The organism is Candidatus Villigracilis proximus (genome assembly GCF_016717045.1).
GTDB lineage: Bacteria > Chloroflexota > Anaerolineae > Anaerolineales > Villigracilaceae > Villigracilis > Villigracilis proximus.
Map to the genome: position 1 here is coordinate 182,831 of NZ_JADJUO010000007.1, position 12,175 is coordinate 195,005.

Consider the following 12,175-nt stretch of genomic DNA (forward strand, 5'->3'; position numbering starts at 1 on the left):
TTTCGACGGGACTTTTTTTGTTGATGGGTGCAGATTACACACCAGCGAGGCTGGAGTTGACTTTGCTGAACACGTTACCGATGATTGGTCCGAGGATCATGAGAGCAGCGATAACAACGATGGCTACCAAAACGAGGATGAGAGCGTATTCAACGAGACCTTGGCCTTTTTCTTTGGGTGCGAATAACATTTTGTATAATCTCCTTTTATAAAAATTCCTAGGAACGCTTCCTAAGTTCGATTGACTTTATTTTACATCGTCTACAAAATAACGCAAGAAAAAAAAAGCCTTTTTCCTAACAATTATGTCAGCCTTTCAAGAACGAAAGTTCTTTATTTTTAAATCATTCTTCATTTTACAAATTCTCTTGAGCAGTGTGTTTATTTATTTTAACTACAAAGGATAAACTCTAATCACCCGGCACTTCTTCTTTTTTTAGACTGAGAAATATACAATAGAGAATGTCACACAAAGGAAGCAACAAGGCGTTTACCTGCCAAATCCTTTCGACTTCTGCATATACACCGCGCATGGTTTCAGGCAAACCAGAAGCGAGTGTAAACATCAGACGATCGGTAAGAGAAAGGGGCGTATCGTTTGGATTTGGCAAAATGGGCGGGAGCAGCTTTACAGTCACGGCTGAACGGTGAGGAAATTGTTTGAAAAATTTATCGGTACCGATCACAGTCATTGGTATGATGGGACAGTTCATCTCAATCGCCATTCTGGCTGTGCCTGTTTTTGCAACACCAAGCCCTTTTCCATTAGAGCGTTTCCCTTCCGGGAACATGCCGAGGATTTGTCCATGAGCAAGAACCTTGCGCGCATGACGAAGCGCCCACTCATCTTTTTCACCGCGATATACAGGGAAAGCACATAGTACACGCAGCAATGGATCAAGCACGGTGTTGAACAATTCAGCTTTACCCATAAAACAGATCACACGCGGCACGGCAAATTGCATTGGGAAAACATCAAAATTGGTGACATGATTCGCTGCAATAATCACAGAACCATCCAACGGAAAATTCTCAACCCCTTCCACCTTCATCACCATAGCAGATTAAAAGATTGCGAACCAGCCAAAGCACAAGGCGTCGCGCGGAGGTATCTTCCAGATAATATTTTTTCCGGTCACGCGGGTCTGCATCCTGCTGTGTACTCAAAATGGCCTCTTCTTATAAAATGCGATTATACTTGATACATTATTCACAATCATTAACCCTAGGAGTTAAAAATGGATACAACAATTGAAAGCATCTCCGCGATTGAGATTCTGGACTCGCGCGGCAACCCCACAATTGAAGTGGAAGTGGTTTTGATGGATGGCGCATGGGGCCGCGCTGCGGTTCCTTCAGGCGCATCCACCGGCGTACATGAAGCACTCGAAATGCGCGATGGCAACAAGAAACGTTACCTCGGCAAAGGTGTAGCCAAAGCTGTGGCAAACGTCAACGGCATCATCTCAAACTCACTCTTTGGCTGGGATGCCTCAGACCAAATGGGCCTGGATGCTGAATTGATTGCAATGGACGGAACACCCAATAAATCCAAACTGGGTGCGAATGCAATTTTAGGTGTCAGTCTGGCAGCCGCAAAAGCAGCAGCCAATTCATTCGGAATGCCGCTCTATCGTTATCTGGGCGGCGTGTACGCGCACGTGCTTCCTGTGCCAATGATGAATATCATGAACGGCGGCGCGCATACAAACTGGCAAAGCACAGATATGCAGGAGTTCATGGTGATGCCTTTCGGCGCTCCCTCCTTCTCTGAAGGCGTGCGCTGGGGCGCTGAAATTTACCATGCGCTAAAATCAGTGTTGAAGGAAAAAGGATATGGCACACTCGTCGGTGACGAAGGCGGATTCGCTCCCGCGCTCAAAGCAAACGGCGAAGCCATTGAATTGATCCTCGCGGCCATTGCAAAAGCAGGATTCAAAGCAGGTCGCGGCAAAGATGTGGCGATTGCACTTGACCCCGCCGCATCTGAGCTTTATGACGAAAAGAAAAAGAAATACAACCTGCGCAAAGAAGGCAAGGAATTGACCGGTGAACAAATGGTTGAGTTTTGGGCAAAGTGGGTAAAAGACTATCCCATCGTTTCGATTGAAGATGGTCTGGCACAAAACGACTGGAGTTCATGGACTTTGATGACCGAGAAATTAGGCGATAAGATCCAAATCGTCGGAGATGACTTGCTTGTGACAAACCCTGAACGCGTCCGCAAAGCCATCAAAGAGAATGCGGCAAATGCATTGCTTGTCAAAGTGAATCAGATCGGCTCGCTGACAGAAACCATTGAGGCCGTGGAATTATGTCACCGTGCCGGCTGGCGCGCAGTCACATCTCACCGCTCTGGCGAGACAGAAGATGCCACCATCGCAGACCTCGCAGTGGCACTTAATACCGGTCAGATCAAAACCGGAGCGCCTGCCCGCTCAGACCGTGTAGCGAAGTACAACCAACTCCTGAGAATTGAAGCAGAGTTGGGTGAGACCGCAAAATACGCGGGCTGGGATGCACTAAGAAAATAATTAATAAAACACCTTGCTGGCGGGGACGCAATGTCTCCGCCAGTTTTTTATCCTGGGAGGATGCATGTCAAACAGTAAAGATATACAAAGATATTTAACCAACAGACAAAAAGAAATCGATGGCGCGGCTCTGTATCTGGCACTGGCCGATTCTGAAAAACAATCGCAAATGGCTGAGTTATACAGACGGCTTTCAGCAAGTGAAGAAAAACACGCTGCAGTATGGGATAAGAAACTGGAGGCCTTGCATGCGGCTATCCCCCCGCGCATGCCCAGTCACCGCACACGGATATTGATCTGGCTGGCAAAACGATTTGGACCACAGTTCATTCTGCCAACGATCACAGGAAATGAAAAAGCCGACAGCAATGCTTATGATGGCCAACCTGACGAAGAGGCGCAAACCTTTTCACGGGACGAGAAATCACATGCGCGAATGCTGTCAATTGCAGCAAATTCCACGGGGGGCATCTCTGGCGGAAGTGTGGCGCAACTGGAAGGGCGTCACCGGGCTGGTGGAGGGAATGCATTACGCGCGGCAGTATTGGGCGCAAATGATGGATTGGTTTCCATACTCAGCCTGGTGATGGGGGTCGCTGGCGCCACCAATTCAAACTCAGCCGTATTGATCGCAGGGCTTGCAGGGCTGCTGGCAGGTGCAGGCTCAATGGCGCTGGGAGAATGGCTGTCTGTGCAAAGTTCGCGTGAGTTGTATGAAAACCAGATCAAAATAGAAGCAGAGGAGATCGCAGAAACTCCCGAGGAAGAACAGGAGGAGCTGGCACTCATTTATCAGTCCAAGGGATTACCTGAAGACCGCGCGCGCGAACTCGCATCACATATGATGGCAGACAAGGGAAGCATTTTAGATACACTCGCACGCGAAGAATTAGGAATCGACCCTGAAGAGTTGGGCGGATCGGCTTATGAAGCCGCGTTCACTTCATTTTTCCTGTTCGCAGTCGGCGCGGTGTTCCCAATTTTCCCATTTTTCTTTTGGAGCGGTATAACTGCAATTTACCTAAGTCTTGCGATCAGCGGCATCGGTTTATTTATCATCGGGGCCGGCATTACTCTGATGACCGGACGCAGTATCTGGTTTTCTGGAACAAGACAGGTATTGGTTGGCCTTGCGGCTTCGATACTCACATTTGGCATTGGGAAGCTGATTGGTGTCATTGAATTAACGTGGAGAAGCCAAAGCAAAGATATTGCCCATTAATTTGAATCAGGTTTGAGATCCCGCTTGATGCGGGGCTGGAGTCTGAGTTTCTTTGAATTTTTAAGTTGACAAAACTTCCACAACCGCTATAATTAGTTTGTTGTTCCAACATACTAAACCTTATGGTAAAAAATACAGCAGACCAAACGACTGTTCGAGAGAAAAATTTGTCATCCGTACTCCGGCTGGTTCATTCACAGTCGCCTATTTCTCGCGCGCAACTTGCCATTGCTACGGGATTAAACAAATCAACTATCTCAAGTCTTATAGACGAATTAATTGCCCAAAATTTTGTGTATGAAGCCGGAATCAATTCAGGAGCTGCAGGCCGACCCGCTACAAAGCTTGAAATCAATCCACATGCAGGATTGATCGTTGGTGTAGAGCTTGGTGTGGATTTTGTTACTGTAGCCGTAACTGATTTACTGGGAAATATCCTTTGGCGGTACAAAGAAGATGCCGACCCAGCCGAAGGTCAGGACAAAATGATCAACCAAACATTGTTGATTGTAAAAGAGGCAATGACAGTTAATAAAAAAAAGGGCGGGCGTTTTTTTGGAATCGGTCTTTCGACGCCTGGAACTGTAGACTTAAAAGAAGGGGTTTTAATCTTTGCGCCAAATCTGCACTGGCGAAATGTGCCATTTAGAAAAATTTTTTCAGACTACACTAAACTAAATGTATATATTGAAAATGACGCAAATGCCGCCACGATTGCCGAACATTTATTTGGCACCGCGCGCGAATGTCGGGATTTTCTTTTTGTGTTTGCCGGTGTTGGAATTGGCAGCGGATTATTCTTAAACGGAAATTTGTATCGCGGTAAAAATGGATACGCCGGTGAGATCGGTCACTCTCCCATCATGGCGGAGCCATCGCCAACTGTATGCCATTGTGGAAATCGCGGCTGCTGGGAAACATATGCAAATCAGTATTCAATCATCCAGCGAGTACAGGCCCGACTTGAAGTAAAACGAAGCAACATTATTCCAAACTTATGGCAGACCAAAACGCCGTGCTTTCCATTCCTCTTATCAAACAAGCGGCAGACCTGGGCGATGCAGAAGCCATTGAATCTTTTACTGAAGCAGGCCATGCCATGGGAAAAGGATTCGCGGGTTTGATCAACATCTTTAACCCTGAAAAGATCATACTTGGCGGTCCGTTGAGTTTAGCCGGAGAGTATCTATTACCCGCGATCAGAGAAACCATTGCACATCATTCATTTCTTCCTGAAATCAACCAGCAAGCTGAAGTACAACTATCGACTTTTGGATCGGATGCAAGCTTAATTGGAGCCATCGCCATCGTTATTGACGATGTTTTATCAAGGCCCATGAATAAAGGAGGTGATTACACAAACCGCTAATTTTTTTTACTCGAAGAGATGTCGTTTAATCGTCAAGAAATATAATCTGTAAGGAGAGAAGAATGAATAAAAAGTTATTTGCTCTTTTGAGCATTTTAGTGATCGCATCAATGGCACTTACCGCCTGCGGCGGCGCTGCCACAACCGCCCCGGAAACAAAACTCGCGGTCGGCATTGTACTTCCAACCAAAGATGAACCCCGCTGGGTTCAGGACGAAGCCCGCTTCAAGGAAGCTTTGACCGCTGAAGGCTATGATGTGGAAATCCTCTTTAGTCAGGGTGATTCTGCAAAAGAAAAGCCAATGTTGAGGCCCTGATTACCAAGGGCGTCAAGGTTATCATCCTCACCCCGCAAGATGGTGCTGCTGCTGGCGCTGCTGCTGAAGCTGCTCGTGCTGCTGGCGTGAAAGTGATCTCCTATGACCGCTTGATCCGCGATACTGACGCTGTTGACTTCTATGTCACATTTGACAGCATCTCCGTGGGCGCCGCTCAGGCTCAATATTTGGTTGACAACGCCACCGGTGAAGGCAATCCTCTTTACCTGTATGCTGGCGCTGCCTCCGATAACAACGCTTTCCTTTTCTTTGAAGGCGCCTGGAATGTCCTCCAGCCCAAGATCGCTGACGGCACTTTCGTCATCAAGAACTCTGACGAAGCTGTTGCTCTTCAAGACAAAGCCACTTTGACCCGCGACGAACAAGCCGCGATCATTGGCCAAGTCACAACCAACTGGGATTTCAACACCGCCAAGACTTTGGCTGAAGCCAACCTCACAGCCACTGCTGCTGCTGACAAGGGTAACGTCTTCATTCTCGCCCCGAATGACGGCACCGCTCGCGCGATTGCTGATGCTTTCGGCGCCGATGGTGATGTAACCAGCTATGCTGTCACCGGCCAGGATGCTGAGAAAGCCTCTGTCCAGTACATCATTGACGGCAAGCAGTCCATGACCGTCTTCAAGGATGTCCGCACATTGGTAGACGATGCAATCTCTGCTGCTGTCTCCTTCGTTGAAGGCAAAACTCCTGAAGCTTCAAATTCCTACAATAATGGCAAGATTGATGTTCCTGCCAACCCGACTGTGGTAGTCACCGTCACCAAGGACAACGTTCAGTCTGCTTTGATTGACTCTGGCTACTACCCTGCCGGTGACTTCACTGGTCTAGGCGAAGCCGCGGCTCCTGCCACTACCGGCTCAGTTGAAGTATTTTCCTGGTGGACAGGCGGCGGTGAAGCTGCCGGTCTCGAAGCTATGATCGGCGTATTTGGCGCTCAATATCCTGATATTGAATTTGTCAATGCTGCTGTTGCTGGTGGCGCTGGCACAAACGCTCGCGCAGTGCTTGCCACCCGTTTACAAGCTGGCGATCCCCCAGATAGTTGGCAGGGTCATGCTGGTCAGGAATTGATCGGTACCTATGTTGACGGCGGACAGATCGAAGCTTTGAACGATCTTTACGAATCCCAAGGCTGGCTTGAAGTCATGCCTGAAACACTGATCCCGCTTATCTCCAAAGACGGCAACATCTATTCTGTTCCTGTAAATATTCACCGCGCCAACGTCTTGTGGTACAACCCCGCCGTGCTCGAAGCTAACGGAGTGGAAGTCCCAACCAATATGGACGAATGGTTCGCTGCAATGGACACCTTACAGACCGCTGGCGTTCAGCCTCTGGCCCTTGGTGAACAATGGACCAAGATGCACCTGTTCGAAACCGTTTTGCTCGGCACCCTCGGCGCTGATGCTTATAACGGATTATGGGACGGCTCCACAGATTGGGGCAGCGCTGAAGTTAAGGGTGCTTTGGATAACTACGCCAAAGTGTTGACCTATGCCAACAGCGACTCCTCCTCCCTCTCATGGCAGGATGCTGCCCAACTCGTCATCAACGGCGATGCAGCATTCAACGTGATGGGCGATTGGGCTGAAGGCTATTTCCGTGAATTGGGCAAGGCTCCGATGACCGACTACGGTTGGGCTGCCACTCCTGGTAGCGACGGCGTCTTCCAATTCCTTTCCGACTCCTTCGTACTCGCTGTTGGCGCTCCAGATGCAGATGCAGCAACTGCCTGGTTGACAGTAGCAGGTTCAAAGGAAGGTCAAGAAGCATTCAATCCTGTCAAGGGTTCGATCTGCGCCCGCACCGACTGTGACAAATCCCTCTTCGGTGAATATCTCCAATCCGCCATGGATGATTGGTCCTCCAATACCGTAGTCGGTTCCTTGACTCACGGTGTGGTTGCTAATGACTCATGGAAGACTGAAATCGACACAGCCCTCGGCTTGTTCATCGCCGATAGCAATGTAGATGGCTTCCAAGCCGCTCTCGTTGCCGCATGTGCCAGCTCTGGTCCCTGCAAATAAATCTTAATGTTAGAATCGTTGAGGCTCCGTGTTATACGGAGCCTCAACCCTTTTTAATTATAAATTTGAACGAAACGAGGCCTGTCATGTTCAGAGATAAAGATCGTTATTTAAATATCCTTCTTATCTCGCCATCCATTCTGGCTATTCTGATCTTTGTATACGCATTCATCGGTTGGTCAGTGCGCGTATCTCTGAGCAAGTGGAAAGGCTTGAGCGCAGATTACACCTGGAACGGAATCAAGAATTATCTTGACCTTTTTGCTGATCCGCGTTTCCAAATCGATATTCGCAACACATTGATCTTCACTGCGGTATTTGTATTTGGCAGTATCCTGCTTGGGTTCGCTCTCGCTGTAATGCTCGACCAGGGGTTGAAAGGTGAAGGTTTCTTCCGCAGTCTTTTCTTATTTCCAATGGCAATTTCCTACATTGTTACAGGTGTTGTCTGGCGCTGGCTGATGAATCCAGCCATGGGTTCCCGCACCAGTGGTCTCAATTTATTATTTACAAACCTCGGTTTGGATTTCTTTGTCAACAAGTGGCATACCACCCCAACCTGGGGTATTGCCGCCATTGCGCTTGCCGCCATTTGGCAAATGTCTGGGTACACCATGGCGCTTTATCTTGCGGGCTTGCGCGCGATTCCGGAAGATCTCAAAGAAGCCGCACGAATAGACGGGGCGAGCGAGACACAAATTTATCGCTACATTATGCTTCCTTTACTTTCCCCAGTCACACTCTCTGCACTTATTATTCTTGGGCACACATCGCTCAAAGTCTTTGATTTGATCGTTGCTGTTGCTGGTAAACAACTTCCTCTTGATGTGCCCGCACTTTATATGTGGCAGATCACATTTGACGGTTTATTCTATGGACGCGGCGCAGCCGTGGGTATTCTTCTGCTCGTCAGTATCGCAATTCTCATCATCCCTTATATTCGCTACACACTAAAAACAGAGGCGGAACAATGAAAAACTTAGCGAAATTACGCCTTGATAAATACTGGCTCTATATTCCATTGGTCTTAATGACCATTTTCTATCTACTCCCGTTGTACATCATGATCATCACAGGTTTTAAGAGTTTTGCAGAAATTGATCTTAAGACCATGTGGAATCTTCCAAATGGGATTGCGTTTGATAATTACATTGAAGCATACTCCAAGCTTGCGCCTTCGCTGTGGAATAGCTTTAAGATGGTCATTCCGGCTGCTTTGATCTCATCCATGCTTGGCTCATTAAATGGTTTTGTGCTTGCCAAGTGGAAGTTCCGCGGCGCAGATGTGATCTTTCCTTTCATCCTCTTTGGGATGTTCATTCCCTACCAAAGTATTCTCATTCCACTCGTTCAGTTTATGAATGTAATCGGTCTTAAAGGTTTGCCAGGACTCGCTCTCGCACATATCATCTATGGTATTCCGATTACGACCTTAACTTTCCGCAATTATTACGCCAGCCTGCCGCAGGAATTGCTTGAAGCCGCAAAAATAGACGGAGCGGATATGCTTGGCATTTATCGGCATATTCTTCTGCCCATATCAATGCCAAGTTTTGTGGTTGTGCTTATCTGGCAATTCACATCCGCCTGGAATGACTTTCTTTTTGCAGTAATTTTGACAGGCAACAGTGAATGGCCGATTACCGTTGCCCTCAATAATATGGCGGGCAGTCAGATCATCGCATGGAATGTCCAAATGGCTGGCTGATTACTTGCCGCGCTCCCTACATTATTGGTTTACATTGTCCCTGGCGGCTATTTCCTGCGTGGCCTACTTGCAGGATCCCTGAAAGGGTAGAATATAATTGTCATTAAACGCAACATGTTTTGAACCAATAAAAACGCTGGATAATCTTTCTTGTCATCTGGAGTAACCATGTCCACCCCCATATTAGAGATGAAAAACATCACCAAGGAATTCCCTGGTGTAAAAGCTTTGAACAACGTCAGCTTTCAAGTAACTGAAGGCGAGATTCATTTTCTGGTGGGCGAAAACGGTGCTGGGAAATCCACTTTAATGAAGGTATTAAGTGGAGTGTATCCACACGGTGACTACACAGGTGACATTGTTTTTAACGGGAAAGTACAAACCTTCAGAGGAATCAGCGATAGTGAGAAAGCCGGCATCGCCATTATCTATCAGGAACTAGCGCTCATTCCTGAAATGACCGTATACGAAAATATTTTCCTCGGCCACGAGATCAAAAACGGATCGCTCATTGACTGGAATGAAACCATCAAACGTGCGGGCCAAATGTTGAAAAAAGTAAAACTTAATGTAAACCTTGCCGAAAAAGTAAGAGATCTGGGCGTGGGAAAAAGGCAGTTGGTTGAAATTGCCAAGGCGCTCAGCAAGGATGTTAAGTTATTAATCCTGGATGAACCCACTGCGGCGCTAAACGAAGATGACAGCGAAAATTTACTTAACCTTTTGCGTGAATTAAAAAGCCACGGCGTAACGTGCGTATTAATTTCACACAAATTACGGGAAGTAATCGAAATCGCGGATTCAGTCACCGTACTTCGCGATGGACAAACGATATGCACACTGAACGCTAAAAAGGGGTGAAGTATCTGAAAGCGCTTTGATAAAGCACATGGTAGGGCGCGAGATCGACAACATCTATCCCAAAAAAGAAAACCGACAAATTGGGGAAGTTGTCCTGCGTGTGGAAAATTGGAATGCGTACGATCCGGCCCTTGGCAGAAGTATTCTTAAGGATATTAATTTTCATGTAAAAAAAGGGGAGATCGTTGGGTTTGCAGGCCTGATGGGTTCCGGGCGTACTGAACTTGCCTTGAGCATATTTGGCAACCCCGGTGGATATAACATCAGCGGGGATATATCAATACTGGGGAGCAAGAAACGATTCAAGCACCCTCAAGATGCGATCAAAGCGGGCGTTGCCTATGTAACTGAAGATAGAAAAGGCAATGGATTGATCCTGATCCAGGATGTAAAACAAAACATTACCATCGCAAATCTAAAGGAAATATCCATTCGAAATGTCGTCAATGACAACTCGGAAGTTAAAGTTGCAAACGAATATCGAGTCTCCTTAAATATCAAGACGCCAAGCGTGGAGCAGAAGACTTCAAACCTAAGCGGCGGAAATCAGCAAAAAGTATCTCTCGGTAAATGGTTGTTTGTCGGCCCTAAATTGTTAATTTTAGATGAACCAACGCGAGGCATTGATGTTGGCGCAAAATATGAAATTTACACGATCATGACAAAACTGGTTGAGCAAGGCTTAAGCATTATTATGATCTCTTCCGAGTTGCCGGAAGTTCTGGGAATGAGCGATAGAGTCTATGTTGTTTCAGCCGGCAAAATTACAGGGGAATTGGCAGGCAGCGAAGCAACGCAGGAAAAAATCATGCAATTGGCGACCAATTACTAAGGAGTCTGCAAATGTTATTTTTACAAAACGCCGGGGAAATTATTACAAAAAATATCCGTGAATACGGAATGTATATCGCCCTGTTTGTTATCATGGTGATCTTTACCATCACCACCGACGGCATATTCATTTCATCCAGAAATATCAGCAACCTGATGAACCAGACCGGATATATCGCGGTATTGGCAGTCGGCATGACGCTTGTAATTATCATCCGTCATATTGATCTTTCCGTCGGGTTTCTCGCAGGTTTTCTGGGAGCCATCGCAGCGATCGCTCTCGCGTTTTGGGGAATGCCTGTTTATGCAGTGATCCCCCTGGTACTGGCACTTGGCGCATTTGCCGGCGTACTGACCGCTTTTTTGTCGCGCAAATGAAGATCCCGTCATTCGTTGCAACGCTTGCAGGCTGGTTAATCTATAGAGGTGCAATCCTGGTTGTCACAGAAAGCACCGGCACCATCATTATTTCCAATGACACCTTTAACGCACTCGGAAATGGTTACATCCCCGATATTCCCGGACTCAACTTCTTACCCGAAGTACACAAGCTAACCCTTATCCTTGGTTTCGCAGCCCTGCTTCTGTTCATCTTCAACGAAATCAATGACCGCAGAAAAAAGCTGGCTTATGACTTTGAAGTTCTGCCCATGGATATCTTCGTCCTGAAAATTGCATTTACCTCCATCATCGTTGCAGGAATCACCTGGGTACTCGCAGGATACAACGGACTCTCATGGACAGTCGTCATTGTACTCATCGTTGTCGGCATCTATGATTTCATCATGTCAAAAACTGTATTGGGCAGGCATATATACGCCATTGGCGGAAATCCGGAAGCAGCAGAATTAAGCGGCATCAGCGTCAAACGATTGATCTATGTTGTTTTTGGCTCGATGGGGATGCTTTCTGGATTATCAGGCATTCTATTTGCATCACGCTTGCAATCTGCCACAACAACCGCTGGCACACTTTTTGAATTGGACGCGATTGCCGCAGCCTACGTTGGCGGTGTGTCTGCGGCTGGCGGCGTTGGAAAAGTCATAGGCTCAATCGTTGGCGCGTTGGTAATGACCTCACTAACCAGCGGTATGAACCTGATGGGCATCGGCATCGCCTATCAATACATGGTCAGAGGTGCAGTTCTCGCCGCCGCAGTCATCTTCGATGTGGCAACCCGCAATCGAGCTCAGTAAATTCATTAAAAAAACAGCAGATTACACATACAACAAATTCACATCAATAACGGGTCTGGCTTAGCACTTAAGCCAGACCCGTTATA

7 protein-coding genes and 4 pseudogenes are annotated in these 12,175 nt (G+C 47.2%); 9 read left to right on the forward strand and 2 right to left on the reverse strand.

The window, feature by feature from the left end:
- Positions 1 to 34: 34 nt before the first annotated feature.
- A complete protein-coding gene (locus IPL71_RS09440) occupies positions 35 to 190 on the reverse strand; it encodes a Flp family type IVb pilin (protein ID WP_345317972.1) in 156 nt (51 codons plus the stop codon).
- A 220-nt stretch (positions 191 to 410) separates the two neighbouring features.
- Positions 411 to 1,046 carry a lysophospholipid acyltransferase family protein gene (locus IPL71_RS09445; RefSeq protein WP_345321009.1) on the reverse strand — a complete coding sequence of 212 codons (636 nt, stop codon included), beginning with the start codon at positions 1,044 to 1,046 and terminating at the stop codon, positions 411 to 413.
- A gap of 192 nt (positions 1,047 to 1,238) precedes the next feature.
- Between IPL71_RS09445 and eno the strand changes: the two genes are divergently transcribed.
- The 9 genes and pseudogenes from eno to IPL71_RS09490 all read left to right on the forward strand — a co-directional run bounded on the left by eno (position 1,239) and on the right by IPL71_RS09490 (position 12,089).
- Complete coding sequence (gene eno, locus IPL71_RS09450; protein WP_345321010.1) at positions 1,239 to 2,534, forward strand: phosphopyruvate hydratase; 1,296 nt, start codon at positions 1,239 to 1,241, stop codon at positions 2,532 to 2,534.
- Positions 2,535 to 2,598: 64 nt separating this feature from the next.
- On the forward strand, positions 2,599 to 3,756 hold the full coding sequence (locus tag IPL71_RS09455; protein WP_345321012.1) for a VIT1/CCC1 transporter family protein: 1,158 nt from the start codon (positions 2,599 to 2,601) through the stop codon (positions 3,754 to 3,756).
- A 122-nt stretch (positions 3,757 to 3,878) separates the two neighbouring features.
- Positions 3,879 to 4,880 (forward strand): ROK family transcriptional regulator, encoded by a 1,002-nt coding sequence (locus IPL71_RS09460; protein ID WP_345321014.1) that lies wholly within the window; start codon positions 3,879 to 3,881, stop codon positions 4,878 to 4,880.
- The gene (locus tag IPL71_RS09465) at positions 4,772 to 5,125 is read left to right on the forward strand and encodes an ROK family protein (protein WP_345321016.1); all 354 of its coding nucleotides are present in this window, start codon (positions 4,772 to 4,774) and stop codon (positions 5,123 to 5,125) included. Before IPL71_RS09460 ends, IPL71_RS09465 begins: the two co-directional genes overlap by 109 nt.
- A 110-nt stretch (positions 5,126 to 5,235) precedes the next feature.
- Positions 5,236 to 6,293: pseudogene (locus IPL71_RS09470) on the forward strand (sugar ABC transporter substrate-binding protein); the annotation flags it as partial.
- 1,286 nt (positions 6,294 to 7,579) lie between these two features.
- The gene (locus IPL71_RS09475) at positions 7,580 to 8,467 is read left to right on the forward strand and encodes a carbohydrate ABC transporter permease (RefSeq protein ID WP_345321018.1); all 888 of its coding nucleotides are present in this window, start codon (positions 7,580 to 7,582) and stop codon (positions 8,465 to 8,467) included.
- Positions 8,464 to 9,291, forward strand: a pseudogene (locus IPL71_RS09480) (carbohydrate ABC transporter permease). Before IPL71_RS09475 ends, IPL71_RS09480 begins: the two are co-directional and overlap by 4 nt.
- Positions 9,292 to 9,369: 78 nt before the next feature.
- Positions 9,370 to 10,894, forward strand: a pseudogene (locus tag IPL71_RS09485) (ATP-binding cassette domain-containing protein).
- Positions 10,895 to 10,905: 11 nt separating this feature from the next.
- Positions 10,906 to 12,089, forward strand: a pseudogene (locus IPL71_RS09490) (sugar ABC transporter permease).
- Positions 12,090 to 12,175 lie beyond the last annotated feature (86 nt).

What these genes read in the sequence shown, in the direction of transcription:
- IPL71_RS09440 (WP_345317972.1), bottom strand. Translation starts at nt 190, where the DNA reads ATGTTATTCGCACCCAAAGAAAAAGGCCAAGGTCTCGTTGAATACGCT.
- eno (WP_345321010.1), top strand. Translation starts at nt 1,239, where the DNA reads ATGGATACAACAATTGAAAGCATCTCCGCGATTGAGATTCTGGACTCG.
- IPL71_RS09455 (WP_345321012.1), top strand. Translation starts at nt 2,599, where the DNA reads ATGTCAAACAGTAAAGATATACAAAGATATTTAACCAACAGACAAAAA.
- IPL71_RS09460 (WP_345321014.1), top strand. Translation starts at nt 3,879, where the DNA reads ATGGTAAAAAATACAGCAGACCAAACGACTGTTCGAGAGAAAAATTTG.
- IPL71_RS09475 (WP_345321018.1), top strand. Translation starts at nt 7,580, where the DNA reads ATGTTCAGAGATAAAGATCGTTATTTAAATATCCTTCTTATCTCGCCA.